This is a genomic window from Streptomyces sp. NPDC006207 (genome assembly GCF_040613835.1).
Taxonomy (GTDB): domain Bacteria; phylum Actinomycetota; class Actinomycetes; order Streptomycetales; family Streptomycetaceae; genus Actinacidiphila.
Window position 1 is genome coordinate 12,613 of the sequence record NZ_JBEXSX010000004.1, and the last position, 25,273, is coordinate 37,885.

The 25,273-nt window shown below is 72.6% G+C and carries 22 protein-coding genes; 2 read left to right on the forward strand and 20 right to left on the reverse strand.

What is annotated here, in order from left to right; translation table 11 throughout:
• Positions 1-97: 97 nt before the first annotated feature.
• Positions 98-1,006: an NADP-dependent oxidoreductase gene (locus ABZ312_RS03970; protein ID WP_500436416.1), complete on the reverse strand. Its 909-nt coding sequence runs from the start codon at positions 1,004-1,006 to the stop codon at positions 98-100.
• Positions 1,007-1,373: 367 nt separating this feature from the next.
• On the opposite strand from ABZ312_RS03970, the gene ABZ312_RS03975 reads away from it, so the two are divergent.
• Complete coding sequence (locus ABZ312_RS03975) at positions 1,374-2,888, forward strand: MFS transporter (protein WP_500436418.1); 1,515 nt, start codon at positions 1,374-1,376, stop codon at positions 2,886-2,888.
• Between the two features lie 217 nt (positions 2,889-3,105).
• On the opposite strand, the gene ABZ312_RS03980 is transcribed toward ABZ312_RS03975, so the two are convergent.
• From ABZ312_RS03980 to def, 5 genes are all read right to left on the reverse strand, one after another.
• Entirely contained in the window at positions 3,106-3,438 is a 333-nt protein-coding gene (locus tag ABZ312_RS03980; protein WP_500436420.1) for a restriction endonuclease, read from the reverse strand.
• Between the two features lie 215 nt (positions 3,439-3,653).
• A complete protein-coding gene (locus ABZ312_RS03985; RefSeq protein ID WP_500436422.1) occupies positions 3,654-4,478 on the reverse strand; it encodes a hypothetical protein in 825 nt (274 codons plus the stop codon).
• An 80-nt stretch (positions 4,479-4,558) separates the two neighbouring features.
• Positions 4,559-6,055, reverse strand: coding sequence for an RsmB/NOP family class I SAM-dependent RNA methyltransferase (locus tag ABZ312_RS03990; protein WP_500324401.1), 1,497 nt, complete (start codon positions 6,053-6,055; stop codon positions 4,559-4,561).
• Positions 6,056-6,132: 77 nt separating this feature from the next.
• Complete coding sequence (gene fmt, locus ABZ312_RS03995) at positions 6,133-7,065, reverse strand: methionyl-tRNA formyltransferase (RefSeq protein ID WP_500436424.1); 933 nt, start codon at positions 7,063-7,065, stop codon at positions 6,133-6,135.
• A gap of 32 nt (positions 7,066-7,097) precedes the next feature.
• Entirely contained in the window at positions 7,098-7,643 is a 546-nt protein-coding gene (gene def / locus ABZ312_RS04000; RefSeq protein ID WP_500324403.1) for a peptide deformylase, read from the reverse strand.
• 187 nt (positions 7,644-7,830) lie between these two features.
• Between def and ABZ312_RS04005 the strand changes: the two genes are divergently transcribed.
• On the forward strand, positions 7,831-8,337 hold the full coding sequence (locus ABZ312_RS04005) for a hypothetical protein (RefSeq protein ID WP_500324404.1): 507 nt from the start codon (positions 7,831-7,833) through the stop codon (positions 8,335-8,337).
• Between the two features lie 103 nt (positions 8,338-8,440).
• On the opposite strand, the gene ABZ312_RS04010 is transcribed toward ABZ312_RS04005, so the two are convergent.
• The 14 genes from ABZ312_RS04010 to ABZ312_RS04075 all read right to left on the reverse strand — a co-directional run bounded on the left by ABZ312_RS04010 (position 8,441) and on the right by ABZ312_RS04075 (position 25,266).
• Entirely contained in the window at positions 8,441-8,902 is a 462-nt protein-coding gene (locus ABZ312_RS04010; protein WP_500436426.1) for a GNAT family N-acetyltransferase, read from the reverse strand.
• A 579-nt stretch (positions 8,903-9,481) separates the two neighbouring features.
• Positions 9,482-11,629 carry a primosomal protein N' gene (locus ABZ312_RS04015; protein ID WP_500324406.1) on the reverse strand — a complete coding sequence of 716 codons (2,148 nt, stop codon included), beginning with the start codon at positions 11,627-11,629 and terminating at the stop codon, positions 9,482-9,484.
• 133 nt (positions 11,630-11,762) lie between these two features.
• Entirely contained in the window at positions 11,763-12,971 is a 1,209-nt protein-coding gene (gene metK, locus ABZ312_RS04020; RefSeq protein WP_500324407.1) for a methionine adenosyltransferase, read from the reverse strand.
• A 200-nt stretch (positions 12,972-13,171) separates the two neighbouring features.
• Positions 13,172-14,383: a bifunctional phosphopantothenoylcysteine decarboxylase/phosphopantothenate--cysteine ligase CoaBC gene (coaBC, locus tag ABZ312_RS04025; RefSeq protein ID WP_500324408.1), complete on the reverse strand. Its 1,212-nt coding sequence runs from the start codon at positions 14,381-14,383 to the stop codon at positions 13,172-13,174.
• Positions 14,384-14,486: 103 nt separating this feature from the next.
• Positions 14,487-14,759, reverse strand: a complete 273-nt coding sequence (rpoZ, locus tag ABZ312_RS04030; RefSeq protein WP_030610454.1) for a DNA-directed RNA polymerase subunit omega — start codon at positions 14,757-14,759, stop codon at positions 14,487-14,489.
• Between the two features lie 29 nt (positions 14,760-14,788).
• Entirely contained in the window at positions 14,789-15,346 is a 558-nt protein-coding gene (gene gmk / locus ABZ312_RS04035; RefSeq protein WP_499510764.1) for a guanylate kinase, read from the reverse strand.
• A gap of 38 nt (positions 15,347-15,384) precedes the next feature.
• Complete coding sequence (locus ABZ312_RS04040; protein WP_018564176.1) at positions 15,385-15,708, reverse strand: integration host factor; 324 nt, start codon at positions 15,706-15,708, stop codon at positions 15,385-15,387.
• A gap of 224 nt (positions 15,709-15,932) precedes the next feature.
• Positions 15,933-16,766 (reverse strand): orotidine-5'-phosphate decarboxylase, encoded by an 834-nt coding sequence (gene pyrF, locus ABZ312_RS04045; protein ID WP_500359938.1) that lies wholly within the window; start codon positions 16,764-16,766, stop codon positions 15,933-15,935.
• Entirely contained in the window at positions 16,763-17,878 is a 1,116-nt protein-coding gene (locus ABZ312_RS04050) for a quinone-dependent dihydroorotate dehydrogenase (protein WP_500324410.1), read from the reverse strand. The genes pyrF and ABZ312_RS04050 overlap by 4 nt, the downstream gene beginning before the upstream one ends.
• 109 nt (positions 17,879-17,987) lie before the next feature.
• Positions 17,988-21,299 (reverse strand): carbamoyl-phosphate synthase large subunit, encoded by a 3,312-nt coding sequence (carB, locus tag ABZ312_RS04055; RefSeq protein WP_500359937.1) that lies wholly within the window; start codon positions 21,297-21,299, stop codon positions 17,988-17,990.
• The gene (gene carA / locus ABZ312_RS04060) at positions 21,292-22,431 is read right to left on the reverse strand and encodes a glutamine-hydrolyzing carbamoyl-phosphate synthase small subunit (protein WP_500324412.1); all 1,140 of its coding nucleotides are present in this window, start codon (positions 22,429-22,431) and stop codon (positions 21,292-21,294) included. Before carA ends, carB begins: the two co-directional genes overlap by 8 nt.
• Positions 22,428-22,991 carry a PH-like domain-containing protein gene (locus tag ABZ312_RS04065; protein WP_500324413.1) on the reverse strand — a complete coding sequence of 188 codons (564 nt, stop codon included), beginning with the start codon at positions 22,989-22,991 and terminating at the stop codon, positions 22,428-22,430. Before ABZ312_RS04065 ends, carA begins: the two co-directional genes overlap by 4 nt.
• Positions 22,988-24,286, reverse strand: a complete 1,299-nt coding sequence (locus ABZ312_RS04070; RefSeq protein WP_500436428.1) for a dihydroorotase — start codon at positions 24,284-24,286, stop codon at positions 22,988-22,990. The genes ABZ312_RS04065 and ABZ312_RS04070 overlap by 4 nt, the downstream gene beginning before the upstream one ends.
• Positions 24,283-25,266, reverse strand: coding sequence for an aspartate carbamoyltransferase catalytic subunit (locus ABZ312_RS04075; protein WP_499510771.1), 984 nt, complete (start codon positions 25,264-25,266; stop codon positions 24,283-24,285). The genes ABZ312_RS04070 and ABZ312_RS04075 overlap by 4 nt, the downstream gene beginning before the upstream one ends.
• Positions 25,267-25,273: the final 7 nt, after the last annotated feature.

Consider the following 25,273-nt stretch of genomic DNA (forward strand, 5'->3'; position numbering starts at 1 on the left):
CCGAGAGTCGGCGTGCACGGTTCGTCGGAACTCTCCACCGGTCGGCCATGTGCAGGAAGCCCTCGGCAGGGACTGCGAAGTGCCTTGTGGCTACTGGTCAGGCGAGCAGGACGATCTTGCCCCGGGGGTGGGGGCCGGCGAGTTCCTCGTACGCCGCCCGGACCTGGTCCAGGGGATAGGTCGCGGCGATCGGCACGTCCAGTGCCCCGGAGGCGGCCATCTGAGCGAGCTCCGTGAGGATGCCGCCGGTAGCTGCGGCTCTGCTCGCTTCCGTCTTGGCGCCGATTCGGGCGGCTCCGGAGTAGTCGACGAGGGTGTTGATACGGGCGGGAGCCGCACCGAGGGCGACCGCGAGTTCGAGATAGCCGTCGCCGTGGGTGTCGATGAACGCGTCAACGCGGTCGGTGGCTTGGCGCAGCCGTTCCGCGACCCCGTCCCCGTAGGCGACGGGTATGACGCCGCGCTCGGAGAGCCACCGGTGGTTCGCCGGTCCCGCGATGCCGATCACGTCGGCCCCCGCCCGCCGGGCCAGTTGGACCGCCAGCGAGCCCACGCCCCCCGCGGCGCCCGAGACCACCACCGTCTCGCCCGGCTGCGGCGCGACCGCGCGCACGGCCGCGTACGCCGACGTGCCGACGACGAAGAGCGAACCCGCGACCTCCCACGACAGCCCCGCGGGCTTGGCGATCAGGTTGGCGGCCTCGACGGCCACGTAGTCGGCGTGACTGGCGTGCTCCCAGGTGAAGCCCATCACCTCGTCCTCGGCGGCGAGCCCTGTCACGCCTGGCCCGGTGCGCACCACGACGCCGGCCAGGTCGATGCCCTGGCCCGAGGGGAGCGAGCGCTGCTGCAACGTTCCCGCCCGGGTCTTGGCCTCACCCGGGTTGATGCCGGCCGCCTTCACCCTGACCAGGACTTCTCCCTCGGCGGGCTCCGGTATGCCCACCTCCACCACCTGCAGGACCTCCGTCCCGCCGTACCTGCTGTACTGCACCGCCCTGGGCATGGTCTGTTCCCGTCTGCTGGCTGAGTGTTCTCTGGGTCGCGGCGCCCCGCACCTTGGCCCCGATTCGATGGTGCAAAGCCCCACGAAATCGCTGTACTGCAAGTTTTTTGACCGTCGGAGCGCTGCTCCGTATAGTGTGACACATGGCGGAGCGATGCTCCGCTTGTCCTGGGGCGGTCGTGAACGGGCCAATCCCGTGCCCGGTTTGCGGAAGTCCGCAGCAGTGCCGGACCGAGCAGACGCCCGCGGCCGGTCACCGCGACCTCACCAAGGTCGGCGGCGCGGCGTCCGTAGCTCACACCCAGACATGTCCCCTGATCACTCGCTCTTCTCCCGTGCGTCTCGCACGCCTAGGTGGATACCCCCCATGCCTCATACAGCCGATCACGTCACCTCCGACCCCAGGCGCTGGAAGGCCCTGGTCTTCATCTCCCTCGCCCAGCTGATGGTGGTCCTGGACGCGACCATCGTGAACATCGCCCTGCCGAGTGCCCAGCAGGCCCTCGACATCTCCGAGGCCAACAAGCAGTGGGTCATCACGGCCTACGCGCTGGCGTTCGGCGGCCTGCTCCTGTTCGGCGGCCGGATCGCCGACCTGTGGGGCCGCAAGCGGACCTTCGTCCTCGGCCTGTCCGGCTTCGCGCTGGCGTCCGCGGTGGGTGGTGCCGCCACCGGCCAGGCGCTGCTGCTCGGCGCCCGCGCGGCGCAAGGCGCGTTCGGCGCCCTGCTCGCGCCTGCGGCGCTGTCCCTGCTCGCGGTCCTCTTCACGGACGCCAAGGAGCGGGCGAAGGCCTTCGGCATCTACGGCGCGATCGCCGGCGGCGGCGGGGCGGTCGGTCTGCTGCTCGGCGGTGTGCTGACGGAGTACCTCAACTGGCGCTGGACGTTCTTCGTCAACATCCCCTTCGCGGTCATCGCGGCGCTGGGCGCCTACTTCGTGATCCGCGAGCCGCAGGGCGGACGCAACCCCTCGCCGTTGGACGTCCCCGGTGTCGTGCTCTCCACCCTGGGCCTGGTCGCGCTTGTGTACGGCTTCACCCGCGCCGAGACCGACGGCTGGTCCGACGGCTCGACGATCGGCCTGTTCGTCGCCTCCGGCGTCCTGCTCGCCGCCTTCGCGGTCGTCGAGTCCAAGGTGAAGGCGCCGCTGCTGCCGCTGCGCGTGATCGCCCACCGCACCCGCGGCGGCATCTACCTGTCGCTGGGCCTGGCCATCATCGGCATGTTCGGCGTGTTCCTCTTCATGACCTACTACCTGCAGGTCGTCCAGGGGTACTCCGCGATCAGGACCGGCTTCGCCTTCCTGCCCATGGTCCTCGGCTTCGTCGTCGGCTCCACACAGATCGGCGCCCGACTGGCCACACGGCTACCCGCCCGCATGATCATGGCTCCCGGCTTCGGTCTCGCCGGCATCGGCCTGCTGCTCCTGACGCAGCTGGACGTCGACTCCTCCTACTGGTCCCTGGCCGGACCCGGCCTGGCGCTCGCGGGCATCGGCATGGGTGCCGCCTTCATGCCCGCCCTGTCGCTGGCCACGTACGGCGTCGAGGCGCAGGACGCGGGAGTCGCCTCGGCGATGGTCAACACCTCGCAGCAGGTGGGCGGCGCGATCGGCACCGCGCTGCTGAACACCATCGCCGCCTCGGCGACCACCGCCTACCTTGCGGGACACACCGCGGGCGCGGGCAACGAGCGGCTCCTCCACGCGCAGGGACTGGTGCACGGGTACGCACGTGCGACCTGGTGGGCGGTCGGCATCGAGGCCCTGGCCGCGCTCATCGCCCTCACCTTCATCAACGTCGGGCGCCCCGGCTCCACGACGGTCGCCGCCGGCACCGGCGACGTCGTCGGCGAGGCCAGCACCCCCACCGCGATGCACTGATCCGCGGCCACCCGCGGTGCTCCCAATCCTTGGGTCCTGTTGCCTGGCTCGGCAGCAGGACCCACGGTTCAGCCGGTCTCCGTGGGTGGCTTGGCCCACGGAAAGAAGCGGTTGGCCCCCGACGGTTGCTGCAGATGCTGGCCGGAGCGCGCGCTGATCGCGGCTCCTGCAGTAGCGGGACTGTACGGCCTGGCGGCGGATGCGCATCGTGCACCACTCAACGCGATGGGCGCTTCGGAGGAACCGGTCCTGGGATCACGTCCTTACCGAGATGCTCCTTGACCAGGTACTTCAGCTCCGGGCCTTCGATCAGCTGGAGCCGACCATGCTGACGGGCAAAGTCGTGGCTCGCTCTGCCGAACCATGAAGTGGTGATCAGGATGCCTTTGGCGCAGCGATTGTCCTCCATGAGGCCGGCTAGCGCATGGACAGGCTCGACGCTAACGCGGCGGGGTCGACTGACGATTGGAGTCGGTGGGCGTCCAACCGCCGGCGAGAGCGAAGCGACCCACGAACTCCGAAGACACCGACGGAGGATGCCGATCACCACTCTGGGTCACGCATTTGAGGAAGTTGTTAGTAAGACCGCAGCCTCCTGGCACGGCCGCCATCTGTGCGGGCTCGAAACGCTCTCTTGGGAGGAGAGCTTGAGCGGGCAATGGACCTTGCCCGCCTCGGCCGGGTTCCGCATGCGTGGCCTTCGGCGTCGTCGGCATGGGACGGCACGGCCAGAGGCCGCGTGGCGCACGCCACACGGCCCCTCCGTCAGCCCACCGTGGCCCGGGTCTGTCCAGTGAACGGTGTAACTCGGGTCGTGTGGGTTATCGGCGGCCGGCGGTCGGCACCCTGCCCGGTCATCCTGCCGGCCGCGTCCGCCATGGGGCCTTCGATCGCGTCCCGGTCCAAGAGGACAGTCCGGGGGACACCGTGGTCGGGCCAGACCGCATGGCGTGGCCAGTCCTTCCCCGCCGGGCGGGGGCGGTACGTCTGAAAGAGGGTTGCCGCGACATCGACGGACTTGGTGGACACAGGGGTGAGTCTCAGCCCGGTGATGCACCGGTCGTACCAGTCCATCGCGACGGTCAGCTCGGGCTGCACCCAGCGCAACGCCAAGGGATCCATCGCGAAGACATCCAGCCTGTTGGTATCCATCAGCAGGTACTCGCCGGGCCGTGTCGGGCGCAGCTTCCCGTACACGCCGGACGGACGGGCGGCGATGTCCCGGTTCCTCTTTGCGCTCAGTCGAAACGTCGGTCGCCGCTTCTCCAGCTCGCTCAGCCACCGGTAGGCCGTCGCGCGCGCAGGGAGCGACACCTGACCCTTGCCATAGCGGGCCTCCAAGCGGGGACGGATGCTGCGGATGACCTTCGCTCGGCTCGGCGTCGAGGCATCGGTGTGCTCCGCCATGATCTCCAAGGCCATCTCCACCCACCGCGGATCAGCCCGGCCCACACCCGCCGCATCCGCCGGCCGGTCCGGAAGGTCGCGTGTCAGCGCTGCCTCCCGCTCACGCTGGAAGCTGCTGATCCATCGTGTGAGGGTCCGCAGGCCTACCCCCAGCTCTTCTGATTTGGCTTTGTAGCGGGCCATTTTTGGTCTTCCCGGCGCGTACTGCGGGCGTGGTTCTCCTGGCGCAGCAAGATCCGACGATCCCGAGCGAAAGCCACAGGTCATTCCGCGGTGCGGCGCAGCAGGGCGAGGTACATCGCGTCGGTGCCGTGCAGGTGGGGCCAGAGCTGGACGTCGGGGCCCTCGCCGAGGTCGTGGACCCCGGGCATGAGGGGGCGGGCGTCGACCCATTCGGCGGGGACGGCTCCCGGCTGGCCGAGGACGTCCTCCACGACGGCACGGGTCTCGGCCGGATGCGGGGAGCAGGTCGCGTAACCGACGACCCCGCCGACGCGTACCGCGCGCAGCGCGGACTCCAGCAGGCCGCGCTGCAGGGGCGCGAAGCCCGGGACGTCCTCGGCGCGCCGGCGCCAACGCGCCTCGGGGCGGCGGCGCAGGGCGCCGAGGCCGGTGCAGGGCACGTCGACCAGGACACGGTCGAAGGCGCCCGGGCGCCAGGCGGGCCGGGTGCCGTCGGCGACGATCACCTCGAACGGCCCGGGGTTGCCGGCCAGGGCGCGGGCCACCAGCCGGGCCCGGTGCAGCTGCTTCTCGGAGGCGACCAGGGCCGCACCGCGCTCGGCGGCGAGCGCGCCGAGCAGGGCCGCCTTGCCGCCGGGGCCGGCGCAGCCGTCCAGCCAGAGCCGGTCGGGGCCGTCGCCGAGCGGGGCCGCGGCCAGGGCGGCGGCGACGAGCTGGCTGCCCTCGTCCTGGACACCGGCGCGGCCCTCGCGCACCGCCTCGATGGCGGCGGGGTCGCCGCCCTCGGCGAGCCGGACCGCCCACGGGGACCAGCGGCCGGGGAGCGTGGCGTCCGCGGGAAGCGCGTCGGCGAGCTCCTGCGGGGTGGCGCGGCCGGGGCGCGCGACGAGGGTGACCTCGGGGCGCTCGTTGTCGGCCGCGAGCAGTTCCTCCATGCCCGCGCGGCCGCCGCCGAGGGCGTCCCACAGGGCCGAGACGATCCAGCGCGGGTGCGAGTGGACGACGGCGAGGTGGTCCTCGGGGTCCTCGTCGTAGGGCGGCGCCACCTCGTCCAGCCAGGCGTCGAGCTCCTGTGCGGCGATCCGGCGCAGCACCGCGTTGACGAACTTCGCGCGCCCGTCGCCGAGGACCACGCGGGCCAGCTCGACGGTGGCGGAGACGGCGGCGTGGCTGGGGATACGGGTGCCCAGCAGCTGGTGGGCGCCGAGCGACAGCACGTCCAGCACGGGCGGGTCGACCTCGCGCAGCGGCCGGTCGACGCACGCCGCGATCACGGCGTCGTACGTGCCCTGACGGCGCAGGGTGCCGTAGACGAGCTCGGTGGCGAGCGCCGCGTCGCGCCGGTCGAACTCCCGGCCCTTGCGTGCCGCCTCGGCCTCGGCCTCGCGCAGCAGCGAGGGCAGGACGAGGTTGGCGTAGGCGTCGCGCTCGTCGACCGCCCTCAGCGCCTCGAACGCCAGGATGCGCACGGGGTCGCGCTGGGGCTTGCGGTAGGGCCGGCCGCCTTGCGGGGGCCTGCCCTGGGTGCGGCCCTGACGGGCGGCGGGCTGCGGTCGGCGTCGTGACGGTTCGCTCACGTGGAAGGTGCTCCGGAAGTGTCGGTGGTACGGCGGGACGCGGTGCGCCCCGCTTCGAGCGTACGTGGCAGACGCGGTCAGGCGCCGAGCCGGTCGCCGGAGGGGACGCGGACGCCGCGCGCCCAGTCGGCGGCGGGCATCGGCTTCTTGCCCTGCGGACGCACCTCGCCGAGCTCCACGGCGTGGCTGCCGGTGCCCACGTACACGGCGCGCTTGGTGACCTCCAGCTCGCCGGGCGCCAGGTCGGTGCGCTCCGGCAGCAGGGAGACGGGGCCGACCTTGAGGCGCTCGCCACCGAACAGGGTCCAGGCACCGGGCGCCGGCGTGCAGCCCCGGACCAGCCGGTCCACCCGCAGCGCCGGGGCGTTCCAGTCGACCTGGGCGTCGTCGACGGTGATCTTGGGCGCCAGGCTGACGCCCTCGGCGGGCTGCGGCCGGGCGACCAGCGCGCCGTCCTCGATGCCGTCCATGGTGGCCGAGAGCAGTTTCGCACCGCTGTGCGAGAGCCGGGTGAGCAGGTCGCCACTGGTGTCGCGGGGCCGGACGTCCTCGGTGACGACGCCGTACACCGGCCCGGAGTCCAGGCCCTCCTCGATGAGGAAGGTCGCGGCCCCGGTGACCTCGTCGCCCGCCATGACGGCGTGCTGCACCGGGGCGGCGCCGCGCCAGGCGGGGAGCAGGGAGAAGTGCAGGTTGACCCAGCCGTGGGCGGGCACGTCGAGGGCGACGCGGGGCAGCAGTGCGCCGTAGGCCACGACCGGGCAGCAGTCGGGGGCGATCTCCCGGAGCCGGGCGAGGAAGTCCTCGTCGCGGGGCTTGGCGGGCTTGAGGACCTCGATGCCGGCCTCCTCCGCGCGCTGGGCCACCGGGCTGGCGACGAGCTTGCGGCCGCGCCCCGCGGTGGCGTCCGGCCGGGTGACGACGGCGACGACCTCGTGCCGGCCGGAGGCGATCAGGGCGTCGAGGGCGGAAACGGCGACCTCGGGGGTGCCGGCAAAGACGAGCCTCATGCGTGCGGGGTGCCTTTCTGCAGTGCGCGGCCCTACAGTGCGCGGCCGAAGGTGCTGTGCGGGGAGACGCGGACCTGGGGCGCGGGCTGACCGGCCCACTCGGCCTCGCGTATCGCCTTCATCGCGGCCTTGCGCTGCTCGCGGTCGAGGCGGTCGATGAAGATGATGCCGTCGAGGTGGTCGGTCTCGTGCTGAATGCAGCGGGCGAGCAGCTGGGTGCCCTCGATGGTCACCGGGTCGCCGTGCATGTTGAAGCCCCGGGCGACGACGCCGTGGGCCCGCTTGGTGTCGAAGCGCAGCCCGGGCAGGGACAGGCAGCCCTCGGGGCCGTCCTGCTCCTCCTCGCTCAGACTGAGGTCCGGGTTGACCAGATGGCCCAGCTCGCCGTCGACGTGGTAGGTGAACACCCGCAGCGAGACGCCGATCTGAGGAGCCGCCAGGCCTGCGCCGGGGGCGTCCTTCATGGTCTCCTCGAGGTCCTTGACGAGGGTGCGCAGCTCTTTGTCGAAGACGGTCACGGGCTGCGCCGTCATGCGCAGCACGGGGTCGCCGAAGAGGCGGATCGGCTGGATGGACACGCGGTGGCTCCGTGGTCGGACGGGGACAGGGCAACCGCCCCAGTCTATGGGCCGGTGGGGTGGGGGCGCGCACCCCTGCGCACGCCCCCCGAAGGGTGCGATGCGCCCCCGATGCGTGACTCCACGGGAGTCTGGCGCGTTGGTCAATGGAGTTTGACCCACAAGAGCCGGTTCGAGAGGCCAGTTGATGCCCGAACACGCAACTCATGACGCCCAGGCCAGGGCGAGCCTTCACCTGCTGGTGCGGGACATCGAGCGGGTCCGCCGACAGGTCGACGCGCTGCGCACCCTCACCACCCAGCTGGGCAACGTCTACCGTCCCCGCCGCGGCGGGCCGTCCGCGGGATTCGTGGTCTACGGCCGCGCCCCCGCTCCCACCGTCCGGCTCGCCCAGGAGCTGCGGGACAGCGTCGAGACCCTGGTGACCGCGGCCGTCGAGTTCGACCGCTCCCTGGGCTTCAGCTGGGACGCCGTCGGCTCCGCGCTGGGCGTCACCAAGCAGGCCGTCCACCGGCGGTACGGCAACCGGCGCTCGGCGCCGCCCGGAGCGGCCGTGGCGGAGGTGCACGGCGATCCCCCGGCCCCGGCGGTGCTGCCCTCCGTGCCCGCGGCCCGCGCGATGCCCGCGCACGCCGGCCCCGCCCCCCGCGACGAGGCCGTCCCCGGAGCGGTCCCCTCCCCGCGCACGGGCTGATCCGGCGGCTCCCCGGGCCCGCCCGCCCCGCCGCCCGCCACGCCGACAGGACGGCCGCCGGGGCGGGCGCGTACGGGCGCGTACGGGTACGGACGCACCGCGGTCAGGGCCGCCGGTGCTCCGCCGGCAGCCGGGCCGGATCCAGCTCCAGCTCCCCCACGGTCTGGCCACCGCTGGACTCCCCTGTGGGCCGGAAGCCGAGCCCCAGGTAGAAACGTTCCGGGCCGTCCTCGCCGGGATGCCAGGTGGTGGTGACCCGGGTGCCGCCCCGGCGCAGGATCTCCGCCGCCACGGACTCGACGGCGAGGCGCCACAGACCGGAGCGGAGGTCGGTGCCGGTTCCGTCGGCCGCGAAGTCGATGTCGAAGAAGGCCATCAGGAAACCGACGATCCGGTCGCCGTCGACGATCAGCCGGGGCCAGGCCGTCTCCCCGTACGCGTACGCCTCCGCGAGGGACTTCACGACCGGCGCGACCAGGTGTTCCTGGCCGGGGCGGACCTTCAGGGCGATCGCGGCGCCGACGTTGTCGGGGGTGATCTTCTCCAGACGGAGCGTGCTGGTCATGCCCGGAACCCTAGGACGGTGCGTCAAGCGCATTTCCCCGGCCACAGCCACCCCGCGGCGCTCCCTCAGGACGGGGGCGCCACCCGGGCCGGGCCTCCGCGTACGGCCAACGCGGCCGCCAAGGCGGCGCCATCGCCGGCCGGAACAGCGTGCACTCCCCAGGCCCACGCGATGGGTGCCCCTCGAACAGCAGGACCGCCCGGCGCCGGTGATCGGCTCTCTCCGCCCGCACCCACCGCCGGGTCCCCACCCGGGTCCGGCCGGCAGCGGCTGATGCGAGCGCCCCCGCGGAGTGCAACGCCCGCCAGGGCGGCGCCACTACAGGGCGGCGGCACCCGCTCCACCCGGCCGCCTCACACAACCGGGGCTCACCCAGGTCATGCTCCCCGCGCGCGATCCGGGGCGGTCCGCGCGGACTCGACGCGACGCCATCGGCCGGAGACACCCCGCGGCACCGACCCGACGAGGACGCACTCTCCACCGGCCGACTCCCGCCACGGGCGCCACGCGGGGCGGGCTCCCCACGCGGACGGCGACGCGGCGCCGCCATCGCCGACGCCTTACGCGCCGCCCGGGGCGCTAGCCGATGTCGGGCGGGTCGATGCGGACCCGGACCGGGTCGGGCTCCTTGCGGGCGATGCGGGCGGTCTGCGCGGACTTCAGCGCGGCGGCCAGGGCGGAGCCCTTGCCCGGCGGCACGCGCAGCAGCACGCGCTCCCAGCGCTCTCCGGGTGGGGTGTCCCCGGAACGACGGGGCCGCGCGGGATCGGTGATCGGCAGCGGCACCGGGCCGAGCACGTCGGTGCCCTCCGGGAGCCGGACCGTGGCCAGCAGGTCGGCGACGGCGGCTGGACGGCCGCTGACGGCGGCCATCCGGGAGACCGGGGGGAAGCCCAGCTCGGCACGTTCGGCCAGCTCGCGCACCGCGTGGCCGACCGGGTCCCAGCGGACGAGGGCCTGCACGGGACGCAGCGTGGGCTCCCCGATGACGACCACCGTGCCGCCCTCGCCGGCCGGGCGCACCAACGCCGCCGCGGCCGCCCAGCGGCGCAGGGTCTCCTCCCCCGCCCGCAGGTCCGGGCGGTTGAGCAGCGCCCAGCCGTCCAGCAGCAGCGCCGCGGCGTAGCCGCCCTCCGCGACCGGTTCGGCGCCCGGGGTCGAGATCACCAGCGAGGGCGTGCCCGGCACCGAGGCCAGTACGCCGTCCCGCCCGGAGGTCCGCACCGGCACCTTGGGGAAGGACCGGCCGAGCTCGTCGGCGGTGCGCCGGGCACCGACCACCTGCGCGCGCAGCCGGAAGCCGCCGCACTCCTTGCAGTGCCAGGCCGCCTCGGGCCGCCCGCACCAGCCGCAGTGCGGCGCGCTCTCCCCGTCGCCGAGCTGCAGCGGTCCCGCGCAGTGCGCGCACCGGGCGGGCTCGCGGCAGCGCTCGCAGGCCAGCCGCGGTACGTAGCCCCGCCGGGGCACCTGCACCAGCACCGGGCCGCGCTGCAGCGCGTCCCGGGTCACCTGCCACGCCACCGACGGCAGCCGCGCCGCGCGCGCCGCGGCGTCCCGCGCCTCGTCGCCCTCGCCGACGGTACGGACCAGGGGCGCGGCGGCCCGGACCCGCTCGCGCGGTGCGGTCAGCGGCAGCGCCCACTGGGTGTCGACCAACTGCGCGCCCTCCACGGTGCAGGTGAGGCCGCCGAGCAGGAAGCCCGCCCGCTCCTCCGCGGCCCGCAGCAGCAGGACGTCCCGGGCGTGCGGCTGCGGTGCGTGCTGCTCGGCGTGGCTGGAGTCGCCGTCGTCCCAGAGCACGGCCAGCCCCAGCTCCGCCACGGGCGCGAACATCGCGGCCCGGGTGCCGACGACGGCGCGTACGCTGCCCCGGCTCACCGCCAGCCAGCGGCGGTACCGCTCCTCCGGCCCGGCGTCGGCGGTCAGCAGCACATGGCGGCCCTCGCCGACGATCGCGGTCAGCGCCTCGTCGACGCGGGCGGCCGCGCGGCCGTCCGGTACGACGGCGAGCGCCCCGCGTCCCGAGGCGAGCGTCGCCGCCATGGCGCGGGCGATCTCCTCGGGCCAGTGGGGCCCGGGCAGCGCCGTCCACACCGCCCGCGGGGTGTCGCCGCGGGCCAGCGCCTGCAGGAACGCCGGCCCGGTCGGGTAGCGCCGCCACGGCCCGGGCTCGGGCGCGCCGGGAACGGGCAGTGGCTCCCGTACCGGCTCCGCCTCGACCTTGGCCCGGCGCGGTGGCACCGCGAGCTGCACGATGTCGGCGAGGGCGCCCGCGTAGCGGTCGGCGACGGCCCGGCACAGCCGCAGCAGCCCGGGGGTCAGCACCTCCTCGGGGGACAGGACCTGGGCGAGCGGGGCGAGGGGGCCGCGGTAGTCGCTCTCGGTGAGGCGGTCCACGATGAAGCCGTCGTGCAGCTCCCCGCCCTCGCGGCGGCCGCCCTTGCCCACGCGGCCGCCGAAGCGCACCCGGACGCGCACGCCGGGCCGCGCCTCGGCGTCCATCGCGGCGGGCACCGCGTAGTCGAAGTACTGGTCGAGGTGGAGCAGGCCCTTGTCGACCAGGACGCGGGCCACCGGCAGCCCCTCGGCCAGCGCCGCGCCCCGCCAGGTCCGCGGCTTGGCGCGGGGCTCCTTGGCCTTGCGCACGGTCTCCCGGATGAGGGCGAGCTGCTCTCCCCCGTGCGGCTCCGCCGCCGGGGACACCTGCCGGTCGTCCTCGCTGCTCACAGCCTCAGTGTTACCAGACGCGTCGGACACCGGACGCCGCCGGAGGTGTCCCCGCGCACGCCGACGGCCCCGGACCGCTGGGGTCCGGGGCCGTCGTCAGGCCGTGGGGCGGGCGCGCCCCCGACGGTAGGGCCTAGAAGCCGGCCGCCTGGCGCAGCGCCTCGACGCGGTCGGTGCGCTCCCAGGTGAAGTCCGGCAGCTCGCGGCCGAAGTGGCCGTACGCCGCGGTCTGGGAGTAGATCGGGCGCAGCAGGTCGAGGTCGCGGATGATCGCGGCCGGGCGGAGGTCGAAGACCTGGCCGATGGCCTGCTCGATCTTCTCGTGGTCCACGGTGTGGGTGCCGAAGGTCTCCACGAACAGGCCGACGGGCTCGGCCTTGCCGATCGCGTAGGCGACCTGGACCTCGCAGCGCGAGGCGAGGCCCGCGGCGACGACGTTCTTGGCGACCCAGCGCATGGCGTAGGCGGCGGAGCGGTCGACCTTGGACGGGTCCTTGCCGGAGAAGGCGCCGCCGCCGTGGCGGGCCATGCCGCCGTAGGTGTCGATGATGATCTTGCGGCCGGTGAGGCCGGCGTCGCCCATCGGGCCGCCGATCTCGAAGCGCCCGGTGGGGTTGACCAGCAGCCGGTACCCGTCGGTGTCGATCTTGATGCCGTCGTCGAGCAGCGCCTTCAGCTCCGGCTCCACGACGAACTCGCGGATGTCGGGCGCGAGCAGCGACTCGAGGTCGATGTCGCTGGCGTGCTGCGAGGAGACCACCACGGTGTCGAGGCGCACGGCCTTGTCGCCGTTGTACTCGATGGTGACCTGGGTCTTGCCGTCCGGGCGCAGGTAGGGGATGGTCCCGTTCTTGCGGACCTCGGACAGCCGCCGGGAGAGCCGGTGCGCCAGCGTGATCGGGAGCGGCATCAGCTCGGGGGTCTCGTCGCAGGCGTAGCCGAACATCAGGCCCTGGTCGCCCGCACCCTGCTTGTCGAGCTCGTCGTCATCGCCCTCGACCCGGCTCTCGTACGCCGTGTCGACGCCCTGCGCGATATCCGGGGACTGCGCACCGATGGAGACCGAGACACCGCAGGAGGCGCCGTCGAAGCCCTTCTTCGACGAGTCGTAGCCGATCTCGAGGATCTTGTTCCGCACCAGGGTCGCGATGTCCGCGTATCCCTTGGTGGTGACCTCTCCGGCGACGTGCACCAGACCGGTGGTGATCAGCGTCTCGACGGCGACGCGCGAGGAGGGGTCCTCCTTGAGCAGCGCGTCGAGGATCGTGTCGCTGATCTGGTCAGCGATCTTGTCGGGGTGACCCTCGGTCACGGACTCCGAGGTGAACAGGCGGCGGGACACATCGCTCCCTGGGGTTGCAGCGGCTGCTGGCTGATCATTGGCGGCTCGCGCAGGGCTGCGCCTGGCGGGCCATGGGTCAGTTTATCTGTCGACCATGCGCAGGGACACGGCATCTCGCACCTTGGATATGCCGTGACCTGCGACACTGTGCATCACCTCGGGACGGAACGCCAGTAGGGGACACGTACCGCCCCGAAGTGTCATCGAGGCAGGCGGGCGGCGACCAGGTCCCAGACCTGCTCGGCCAGCGCCTCCTTGGGCCCGTACGGCACGGCGGTCTCGCTGCCGTCGGCGCCGAGCACGACGGCCTCGTTCTCCTCGGAGCCGAAGGCCTTGTGGTCCCCCACCTCGTTGACGACCAGCAGGTCACAGCCCTTGCGGGCGAGCTTGGCGCGACCGTTGGCGAGGACGTCGTCGGTCTCGGCGGCGAAGCCGACGACGATCTGGGCGGGGTGCGGCCGTTCGGCTGAAAGCTCGGCGAGCACGTCGGGGTTGCGCACCAGTTCCACGGGTGCGGGCTCCTCGCCGTCCTTCTTCTTGATCTTGCCCTCGGCGTAGCGCGCCGGGCGGAAGTCGGCGACGGCGGCCGCCATCACGACCACGTCGGCGTCGGACGCGGCCTTCAGCACGGCCTCGCGCAGCTGCACCGCCGTGCCCACGCGCACCACGTCCGCCCCCGCCGGGTCGGCGAGGCCGGTGTTGGCTGAGACCAGGGTGACCCTGGCGCCCCGGGCCAGGGCCGTGCGGGCGAGCGCGTAACCCTGCTTGCCCGACGAGCGGTTGCCCAGGTAGCGGACGGGGTCGAGGGGCTCGCGGGTGCCGCCGGCGCTGATGACGACGTGGCGTCCGGCCAGGTCGGTCTCCAGCGCCCGGGGGCCGCGCAGCAGCACGCGGCGGCAGGCCTCGAAGATCTCGGCGGGCTCGGGCAGCCGGCCCTTGCCGGTGTCGACGCCGGTGAGGCGGCCGACCGCGGGCTCGAGGACGATGGAGCCGCGGCGGCGCAGCGTCGCCACGTTCTCCTGGGTGGCGGCGTGCTCCCACATCTCGGTGTGCATGGCGGGCACGAACACCACGGGACAGCGCGCGGTGAGCAGGGTGTTGGTGAGCAGGTCGTCGGCGAGCCCGTGGGCGGCCTTGGCGAGCACGTCGGCGGTGGCGGGGGCGACCACGACGAGGTCCGCGCCCTGTCCGATGCGCACGTGCGGCACCTCGTGGACGCTCTCCCACACCTCGGTCGAGACGGGGTTGCCCGACAGTGCCGACCAGGTGGCCTCTCCGACGAAGTGCAGCGCCGAGGCCGTGGGCACGACGCGCACGTCGTGGCCCGACTCGGTGAACCGGCGCAGCAGCTCGCACGCCTTGTAGGCGGCGATCCCGCCGCTCACACCCAGGACGACCTGTGGCTTCCCCATCGACCTCTCCCGCGCTGTGTTGGACCGTGGTGCGTACCACCCATGACACACCACGGGCCCGGCGGTCGTGCCGCCGGGCCCGTGGTGAAACACCTGGGCGCGGTTACTGAGCGGGGCCCTCGACGGCCTCGGAGGTCAGCAGACCCGCGTTGATCTCGCGCAGCGCGATCGACAGCGGCTTCTCGTGCACGTGGGTGTCCACGAGCGGACCGACGTACTCGAGCAGGCCCTCGCCGAGCTGCGAGTAGTAGGCGTTGATCTGACGGGCACGCTTGGCCGCGTAGATCACGAGGCTGTACTTCGAGTCGGTTGCCTCGAGCAGCTCGTCGATCGGCGGGTTGATGATGCCCTCGGGCGTGGTGATGGAAGAGGACACGCTCTACCTTCCGATTGGGTGCAAAAAGATCAGACTACAGCCATCAAGGCTAGCAGCTCGCGCGCGACGTCCTCGACGGAGGTGTTCACCAGGGTGGTGTCGAACTCCGGCTCGGCCGCCAGCTCGACCCGCGCGGCCTCCAGCCGGCGCTCGATGACCTCGGGAGCCTCGGTGCCCCGGCCGGTGAGCCGGCGGACCAGCTCGTCCCAGCTCGGAGGCGCGAGGAAGACCAGCTGCGCCTCGGGCATCGACTCCCGGACCTGGCGGGCGCCCTGCAGGTCGATCTCCAGCAGGACCGGCTCGCCGGCCTCCAGGCGCTCCAGCACCGCCTGGCGCGGTGTGCCGTACCGGTTCCCCGCGAACTCGGCCCACTCCAGCAGTTCGCCGTTGGCGACGAGCTTGTCGAACTCGTCGTTCTCGACGAAGTAGTAGTGCACCCCGTGCTCCTCACCGGGGCGGGGCTTGCGGGTGGTGGCCGAGACGGAGAGCCACACCTCGGGGTGGACTGTGCGCATATGAGCGACGACCGTGCTCTTGCCGACCCCCGAGGGGCCGGAGAGCACGGTCAGCCGCGGACGTTCACTCATGGAGCGATTATCCCGGTTCCCGGAGGGTGCTGGGAACGTCAGGCAGCGGGGCTGCCGAACTCGCGCTCCAGGGATGCGATCTGGTTGGAGCCGAGCCCACGGACCCGGCGGCTCTCGGAGATGCCGAGCCGCTCCATGATCTGCTTGGCGCGGACCTTGCCCACGCCGGGCAGGGACTCCAGGAGGGCGGAGACCTTCATCTTGCCGATGACGTCGTTCTCCTGGCCCTGCTTGATGACCTCGTGCAGCGAGGCGCCGGAGTGCTTGAGCCGATTCTTGACCTCGGCGCGCTCCCGGCGAGCCGCGGCGGCCTTCTCGAGCGCGGCAGCGCGCTGTTCAGGGGTAAGGGGCGGAAGAGCCACGCCTACGTCACCTCGGAAGTAGAACTGTCGGATACGGACCGGTGTGGAACCTAGTCGCCCCCCACCTGCAGGGGCAACGTGAAACGCGCAGCTTGCGCGCTCTCGACGGAGACTAGCGGCCCCAGCGGCGTCAGTCAGCGCAAACAAGAAGAAAAGTCCTGGTCAGCGTCAACCGACCAGGACTTTTCGGACAAATCTGCGCAGGTTTCCGGACGTCTTGACCGCTACTTGACGACTTCGGCGAGCTGTGCGGCCTCGCGTTCCGCCGCTTCGCGCAGTGCGGAGACCGACGGTCCGAGCTTCAGCACGCCGCGGCTGACGCTCGGCACGACGTTGCGCACGGCCTCCCCGAAGACCCGCGGAAGGTCGGCCGCCGTCGCGCCCTGGGCCCCGATGCCGGGGGCGAGCAGCGGTCCGTTCACGGCGAGGTCCACACCCGCCCGGTCGAGCGTCGCGCCGACGACCGCACCGACCGATCCGAGCGGCAGGTCGCCCTCGTTCTCCGCCGCGATGTGGTTCAGCATCACCTGCGCGAGGGACGCGCCGCTCGCCGTGGTTGACCGCTGCACCTCCGCGCCCTCCGGATTGGAGGTCAGGGCGAGCACGAAGACGCCGCTGCCGCTCGCCCGGGCGGCGTCCAGGGCGGGGCGCAGCGAGCCGAACCCCAGGTACGGGCTGACGGTGACCGCGTCCGAGAACAGCGACGAGGCGGGGTCGAGGTAGGTGGCCGCGTACGCGGCCATGGTGGAGCCGATGTCGCCGCGCTTGGCGTCCATCAGCACCAGGGCACCGGCCGCGCGGGCCTCGGCGACGGCCGTCTCCAGGACGGCGATGCCGCGCGAGCCGAAGCGCTCGAAGAAGGCGCTCTGCGGCTTGAGGACGGCGACCCGGTCGGCCAGCGCCTCCACCACGGTGCGGGTGAAGCGCTCCAGTCCGGCGACGTCGTCCTGCAGGCCCCAGTCGGAGAGCAGGGAGGAGTGCGGGTCGATGCCGACGCAGAGCGGTCCACGGGTGTCCATGGCGCGGCGCAACCGGGCGCCGAAGGGCTCGGGGTTCATCGCGGGGTGGCTTCCTTCCGGGTCTCGGCGCCGACGGCGTCGGCGAGGGTGGCGTACGGGCTGGCCTGCAGCAGTCCGGCCAGGTCCCGGTGGATCGTGCGGCACCAGAAGGGGCCTCGGTAGACGAAGGCGCTGTAGCCCTGCACGAGGGTGGCGCCGGCCAGGATGCGCTGCCAGACGTCCTCCGCGCTCTCGACCCCGCCCACGCCGACGAGGGTGATGCGGTCGCCGACGCGGGCGTACAGGCGGCGCAGCACCTCCAGGGAGCGTTCCTTGAGCGGGGCGCCGGACAGTCCGCCGGTCTCCTTGACCAGTGAGGCGTCCGAGCGCAGGCCGAGGCCGTCGCGGGCGATGGTGGTGTTGGTGGCGATGATGCCGTCCAGGCCGAGCTCGAGGGCCAGGTCGGCGACGGCGTCCACGTCCTCGTCGGCGAGGTCCGGGGCGATCTTGACCAGCAGGGGGACGCGGCGATCGGTCACGGTGCGGTCGGCGGCCTCGCGGACGGCGCTGAGCAGCGGCCGGAGGTGGTCGACGGCCTGCAGGTTCCTCAGTCCGGGGGTGTTGGGCGAGGAGACGTTGACGACGAGGTAGTCCGCGTGCCGGGCGAGCCGCTCGGTGGAGGTGACGTAGTCGGCGACCGCCTCCTGCTCCGGGACGACCTTGGTCTTGCCGATGTTGACGCCGACCGTGGTCGGGAAGACCGCCCTGCGGGCGGCCAGGCGCGCGGCGACGGCGGCGGAGCCCTCGTTGTTGAAGCCCATGCGGTTGATCAGGGCGCGGTCGGCGACCAGGCGGAACAGCCGCTGCCTGGGGTTGCCCGGCTGCGGCTGGGCGGTGACGGTGCCGATCTCGACGTGGTCGAAGCCGAGCATGGTGAGCCCGTCGATGCCGACGGCGTTCTTGTCGAAGCCGGCCGCCAGCCCGAAGGGGCCGTGCATCCGGCGGCCCAGCGCCTCGGTGCGCAGTGCGGGGTGTCGCGGCGCGAGCAGGGCGGCGGCCAAGGTGCGCACACCGGGGATCCGGGCGGCGAGCCGGATCCAACCGAAGGCGAGGTGGTGGGCCTGTTCGGGGTCGAGGCGCTTGAAGAACAGGTTGAACAGCAGGGAGTACATGCGAAGCCTTCCACGGCGGGCTGGGGGTCCCCCCGTGCCGCGGGCCACGGGGGCAGGGCGCGGGGGCTCGTGGAGAGGGGGACACCGGACCGGTGTCCCCCTCCCGGGCCTACGCCTCGCGGGCGGCGGTCAGGTGTTCCGCGTGTTCCTGCAGGGAGCGGACCCCGACGTCGCCCCGGTTGAGCGCGTCGACGCCCTGGACGGCGGCGGCGAGCGCCTGCACCGTCGTCAGGCACGGGACGCCGCGGGCGACGGCCGCGGTGCGGATGTCGTAGCCGTCGAGGCGGCCGCCGGTGCCGAACGGGGTGTTGACGATGAGGTCGATGGCGCCCTCGTGGATGAGCTCGATGATGGTCGGCTCGCCGTTGGGGCCGGTGCCCTCGCTCTTCTTGCGCACCACGGTGGCCTCGATGCCGTTGCGCTTGAGTACCTCGGCGGTGCCGGAGGTGGCCAGCAGCTCGAAGCCGTGCTCGACCAGCGCCCGGGCCGGGAAGATCAGCGCGCGCTTGTCGCGGTTGGCGACCGAGACGAAGGCGCGGCCCTTGGTCGGCAGCGCACCGTAGGCGGCGGCCTGCGACTTTGCGTACGCCGTGCCGAATACCGAGTCGATGCCCATGACCTCGCCGGTGGAGCGCATCTCCGGGCCGAGGATGGTGTCGACGCCCCGGCCGTGCACGTCGCGGAAGCGGCTCCAGGGCAGCACGGCCTCCTTGACGGAGATCGGCGCGTCCAGCGGCAGGGTGCCGCCGTCGCCGTGGGCCGGGAGAAGTCCCTCGGTGCGCAGCTCGGCGATGGTGGCGCCGAGCGAGATGCGGGCGGCCGCCTTGGCCAGCGGGACCGCCGTCGCCTTGGAGGTGAAGGGCACGGTGCGGGAGGCGCGCGGGTTGGCCTCCAGCACGTAGAGGATGTCCCCGGCCAGGGCGAACTGGATGTTGATCAGGCCCTGGACGCCGACGCCCTTGGCGATGGCCTCGGTGGAGGCGCGCAGCCGCTTGACGTCGTGCCCGCCGAGGGTGATCGGGGGCAGGGCGCACGCGGAGTCGCCGGAGTGGATGCCGGCCTCCTCGATGTGCTCCATGACGCCGCCGAGGTAGAGCTCGTGGCCGTCGTAGAGCGCGTCGACGTCGATCTCGATGGCGTCGTCGAGGAAGCGGTCGACCAGCACGGGGCGGTCCGGGCCGATCTCGGTGGACTCGGCGATGTAGGAGGCGAGGCGGGTCTCGTCGTAGACGATCTCCATGCCGCGGCCGCCGAGCACGTACGAGGGCCGCACCAGGACCGGGTAGCCGATCTCGTCGGCGATGGCCTTGGCCTTCTCGAAGGTGGTGGCGGTGCCGTGCTTGGGGGCGGGCAGGCCCGCCCGGTCCAGGACGCGGCCGAAGGCGCCGCGGTCCTCGGCGAGGTGGATGGCCTCGGGCGAGGTGCCGACGACCGGCACGCCGTTGTCCTTCAGGGCCTGGGCCAGGCCGAGCGGGGTCTGGCCGCCGAGCTGGACGATGACGCCGGCGACGGGGCCGGCCTGCTGCTCGGCGTGGACGATCTCCAGGACGTCCTCCAGGGTGAGCGGCTCGAAGTAGAGCCGGTCGGAGGTGTCGTAGTCGGTGGAGACGGTCTCGGGGTTGCAGTTGACCATGACGGTCTCGTAGCCCGCGTCGCTCAGCGCGAAGGAGGCGTGGACGCACGAGTAGTCGAACTCGATGCCCTGGCCGATGCGGTTGGGACCGGACCCCAGAATGATCACCGCGGGCTTCTCGCGCGGCGCGACCTCGCTCTCCTCGTCGTAGGACGAGTAGAAGTACGGGGTGCGGGCGGCGAACTCGGCGGCGCAGGTGTCGACCGTCTTGTAGACCGGCCGGACGCCCAGCGCGTGCCGGACCTCGCGGACGACGTCCTCGCGCAGGCCGCGGACCGCGGCGAGCTGGGCGTCGGAGAAGCCATACCGCTTGGCCTCGGCGAGCAGCTCGGGGTCGAGCTTGTCGGCGGCCGCGAGCTCGTCGGCGATCTCCTTGATCAGGAAGAGCTGGTCCACGAACCAGGGGTCGATCTTCGTGGCGTCGAAGACCTCCTGCGGGGTGGCGCCGGCCCGGATCGCCTGCATGACGGTGTTGATCCGGCCGTCGGTGGGGCGCCGGGCGGCGAGCAGCAACTCGCCCTTGTCGCCCGGGTCGCCGGTGAAGGCGAACTGGCTGCCCTTCTTCTCCAGGGAGCGCAGTGCCTTCTGCAGCGCCTCGGGGAAGTTGCGGCCGATGGCCATGGCCTCGCCGACCGACTTCATGGTGGTGGTGAGGGTGGCGTCGGCGGCGGGGAACTTCTCGAAGGCGAAGCGCGGCACCTTGACGACGACGTAGTCGAGCGTCGGCTCGAAGGAGGCCGGGGTCTGCTCGGTGATGTCGTTGGGGATCTCGTCGAGGGTGTAGCCGACGGCGAGCTTGGCGGCGATCTTGGCGATCGGGAAGCCGGTCGCCTTGGAGGCGAGCGCCGAGGAGCGGGAGACCCGCGGGTTCATCTCGATCACGATGACCCGGCCGTCCTCGGGGTTGACGGCGAACTGGATGTTGCAGCCGCCGGTGTCGACGCCGACCTCGCGGATGACGGCGATGCCGACGTCACGCAGGATCTGGTACTCGCGGTCGGTCAGCGTCATCGCGGGCGCGACGGTGATGGAGTCACCGGTGTGCACGCCCATGGGGTCGAAGTTCTCGATGGAGCAGACGACCACGACGTTGTCGTGCTTGTCGCGCATCAGCTCCAGCTCGTACTCCTTCCAGCCGAGGATGGACTCCTCGAGGAGCACCTCGGTGGTCGGGGAGAGCGTCAGGCCCTGGCCGGCGATGCGGCGCAGCTCCTCCTCGTCGTGGGCGAAGCCGGAGCCGGCGCCGCCCATGGTGAAGGAGGGGCGGACGACGACGGGGTAGCCGCCGAGGGTGTCGACGCCGGCGAGGACGTCGTCCATGGTGTGGCAGATGACCGAGCGGGCGGACTCGCCGTGGCCGATCTTGGCGCGGACGGCCTCGACGACGTCCTTGAACAGGTCGCGGTCCTCGCCCTTGTTGATGGCCTCGACGTTGGCGCCGATCAGCTCGACCCCGTACTTGTCGAGGACGCCCGCCTTGTGGAGCGAGATCGCGGTGTTGAGCGCGGTCTGGCCGCCCAGGGTGGGCAGGAGCGCGTCGGGGCGCTCCTTGGCGATGATCTTCTCGACGAACTCGGGGGTGATCGGCTCGACGTAGGTGGCGTCGGCGATCTCCGGGTCGGTCATGATCGTGGCCGGGTTGGAGTTGACCAGGATCACGCGCAGGCCCTCGGCGCGCAGGACGCGGCAGGCCTGGGTGCCGGAGTAGTCGAACTCGGCGGCCTGGCCGATGACGATCGGGCCGGAGCCGATGACCAGGACGGACTGGATATCGGTGCGCTTAGGCACGCTGGCCCTCCATGAGCTTCACGAAGCGGTCGAACAGGTACGCGGCGTCGTGCGGACCCGCGGCGGCCTCGGGGTGGTACTGGACGCTGAAGGCGGGGGTGTCGAGCAGCCGCAGGCCCTCGACCACGTCGTCGTTGAGGCACACGTGGGAGACCTCGACCCGCCCGTACGGGGTGTCGCTGACCTGGTCGAGCGGCGCGTCCACGGCGAAGCCGTGGTTGTGGGCGGTGACCTCGACCTTGCCGGTGGAACGGTCCTGCACCGGCTGGTTGATGCCGCGGTGGCCGTACTTCAGCTTGTAGGTGCCGAAGCCGACGGCGCGGCCGAGCAGCTGGTTGCCGAAGCAGATGCCGAACAGCGGGGTCCTGCGCTGCAGGACGCCCTGGATGACGGTCAGGTCGGCGGTGGCCGGGTCTCCGGGGCCGTTGGAGAGGAACACGCCGTCGGGGTTGACCGCGTAGACCTCGTCCAGGGTGGCGCCCGCGGGCAGCACGTGCACCTCGATGCCGCGTTCGGCCATGCGCTGCGGGGTCATCCCCTTGATGCCGAGGTCGATCGCGGCGACGGTGAACTTCTTCTCGCCGACCGCCGGGACGACGTACGGCTCCTTGGTGGCGACCTCGGCCGACAGGTCGGCGCCCTTCATCTGGGGGCTGGCCTGGACCGCGGCCAGGAGCGCGGCCTCGTCGGTCCGCGCCTTGTCGCCGGAGAAGATGCCGACGCGCATCGCGCCGCGCTCGCGCAGGTGCCGGGTCAGCGCCCGGGTGTCGATGCCGCTGATGCCGACGACGCCCTGACGGGTCAGCTCCTCGTCCAGGGTGCGACGGGAGCGCCAGTTGGACGGTACGCGGGCGGGGTCGCGGACGACGTAACCGGCCACCCAGATGCGGGAGGACTCCGGGTCCTCGTCGTTGACGCCGGTGTTGCCGACGTGCGGGGCGGTCATGACGACGACCTGGCGGTGGTACGACGGGTCGGTCAGGGTCTCCTGGTAGCCGGTCATGCCGGTGGAGAAGACGGCCTCGCCGAAGGTCTCCCCCACGGCCCCGTAGGCGCGGCCGCGGAAGGTGCGGCCGTCCTCCAGGACGAGTACGGCAGGGACCCTCGCGGGCCGCTGGGTGGAGGTCGTCATCGTGCGCCTTCCTGGTCGTGCGTGAGAGTGTTCAGGGCCTCGACCCACGCGGCGTGCTCGGCGGCGTGGTCCGAGCGGAAGCCGGAGTCGATCAGCCGGTCGCCGTGCGCCCAGGTGACCACCAGCAGGCCGCCCTCGGTGAGGACCTTTCCGGCGATGCCCTTGTCGAGGCGTGCGCCGCGCAGGTCCGCGGCCGGGACGAAGAAGCTCGGCGCGCCGGTGCGCCGGGCGTCCAGTCCCCGGTCGGTGAGGGTGAGCTCGACCCGGCTGCGCACGCCCAGCCCGTGGGCGACGATGCGGTCCAGCCACTGCCCGGCGGTGGTGCTGCCGTGGTAGCGGCCGCTCAGGGTGAGCCGGGGCTCGCCGGGCTCCTCGGGGGCGGTGGGCAGGGCGGGCAGGTCGCTCTGGAGGGTGCCGCGCCACTTCCAGCCCTGGCGCATCAGCCAGTAGACGAGGGCGATGAACAGCAGCAGCCCGACGACCCAGCCGATGCGGGCCGACCAGTCGGTGACCTCGGCGGAGTGCTTCCCCTCCGCCGCGATGAGTACCAGAGGTGTCACGAGAGCTTCCCGTCCATGACCGTCGCCTTGCCCCGCAGGAAGGTGGCGAACACCTGGCCCGGCAGCTCCAGACCCTCGTACGGGGTGTTGCGGCTGCGGGAGGCGAAGCCCGCGGGATTCACCACACCACGGTATGCCGGATCGACCAGGGTGAGGTTCGCGGGCTCACCAGCCGAGACGGGCCGTCCGTGGCCGGAGAGCCGGCCGATCTCCGCGGGACGGAACGACATCCGGTCGGCGACGCCGGCCCAGTCGAGCAGGCCCGTGTCCACCATGGCGTGCTGGACGACCGACAGCGCGGTCTCCAGGCCGATCATGCCCATGGCCGCCGCGCCCCACTCGCAGTCCTTGTCCTCGTGCGGGTGCGGGGCGTGGTCGGTGGCGACGCAGTCGATCGTGCCGTCGGCGAGCGCCTCGCGCAGCGCCATGACGTCGCCTTCGGTGCGCAGCGGCGGGTTGACCTTGTAGACCGGGTTGTAGGTGCGCACCAGCTCGTCGGTGAGGAGCAGGTGGTGCGGGGTGACCTCGGCGGTGACGTCCCAGCCCTTGGACTTGGCCCAGCGGACGATCTCGACCGAGCCGGCCGTGGACAGGTGGCAGATGTGCACGCGGGAGCCGACGTGCGCGGCGAGCAGCACGTCACGGGCGATGATCGACTCCTCGGCGACGGCGGGCCAGCCGGTCAGGCCCAGCTCGCCGGAGACGAGGCCCTCGTTCATCTGGGCGCCCTCGGTGAGCCGGGGCTCTTGGGCGTGCTGGGCGACGACGCCGTCGAAGGCCTTCACGTACTCCAGGGCGCGGCGCATCATCACGGCGTCGTCGACGCACTTGCCGTCGTCGGAGAAGACCCGCACACCGGCGGCGGAGTCGGCCATCGCGCCGAGCTCGGCGAGCTTCTTGCCCTCCAGGCCCACGGTGACGGCGCCGACCGGCTGGACGTCGCAGTAGCCGTGCTCGCGGCCAAGGCGCCAGACCTGCTCGACGACGCCGGCGGTGTCGGCGACGGGGAAGGTGTTGGCCATCGCGTGGACGGCGGTGTAGCCGCCCGCGGCGGCCGACCGCGTGCCGGTGAGGACGGTCTCGGAGTCCTCACGACCGGGTTCGCGCAGGTGCGTGTGGAGGTCGACCAGGCCCGGCAGGAGGACCTTGCCCTCGGCCTCGACCACCGTGGCCCCCTCGGGGGCGGTCAGGTCCGGGCCGACCTCGGCGATGGTCTCGCCGTCGATCAGGACGTCCTGCGGCTCTCCGCCGAGGATCCTCGCGCCGCGGATCAGCGTCTTCGGGGTCGCGCTCATGCTTGGTTGTTCTCCTCGGTGCGGGCGGGGGCGGGGGCGGAGACGGCGGGCTCGGCGCCGCCGAGCAGCAGGTACAGGACGGCCATGCGGATGCTGACGCCGTTCTTCACCTGCTCGACCGCGGTGCAGCGCGGCGAGTCGGCGACCTCGGCGGTGATCTCCATGCCGCGGTTCATCGGGCCGGGGTGCATGACGACGGCGTGCTCGGGCAGCGCGGCCATGCGCAGGCCGTCGAGGCCGTAGCGGCGGGAGTACTCGCGCTCGGTGGGGAAGAAGGCGGCGTTCATGCGTTCGCGCTGGACGCGCAGCATCATCACGGCGTCGGACTTGGCGAGCACCGCGTCCAGGTCGTAGGAGACCTCGCAGGGCCAGTTCTCGACGCCGATCGGCAGCAGGGTGGGCGGCGCCACCAGGGTGACCTCGGCGCCGAGCGTGCCCAGCAGCAGCACGTTGGAGCGGGCCACCCGGCTGTGCAGCACGTCGCCGACGATGGTGATGCGGCGTCCCGCCAGGTCGCGGCCGGGGCCGGACAGGTGGCGGCGCATGGTGAAGGCGTCGAGCAGGGCCTGCGTGGGGTGCTCGTGGGTGCCGTCGCCGGCGTTGACGACGCTGCCGCCGATCCAGTCGGAGTACGCCAGCCGGTGCGGGGCGCCGGACATGTGGTGGCGGATGACGACGGCGTCGGCGCCCATGGCCTCCAGGGTGAGGGCGGTGTCCTTCAGGGACTCGCCCTTGGACACCGAGGAGCCCTTGGCGGAGAAGTTGATCACGTCGGCCGACAGGCGCTTGGCGGCGGCCTCGAAGGAGATGCGGGTGCGGGTCGAGTCCTCGAAGAAGAGGTTGACGACCGTGCGGCCGCGCAGGGTCGGCAGTTTCTTGATGGGGCGGTCGGCGACGCGGGCCATCTCCTCCGCCGTGTCGAGCACGAGGAGGGCGTCGTCACGGGTGAGGTCGGCGGCCGAGATCAGGTGGCGCTTCATCGGGTCA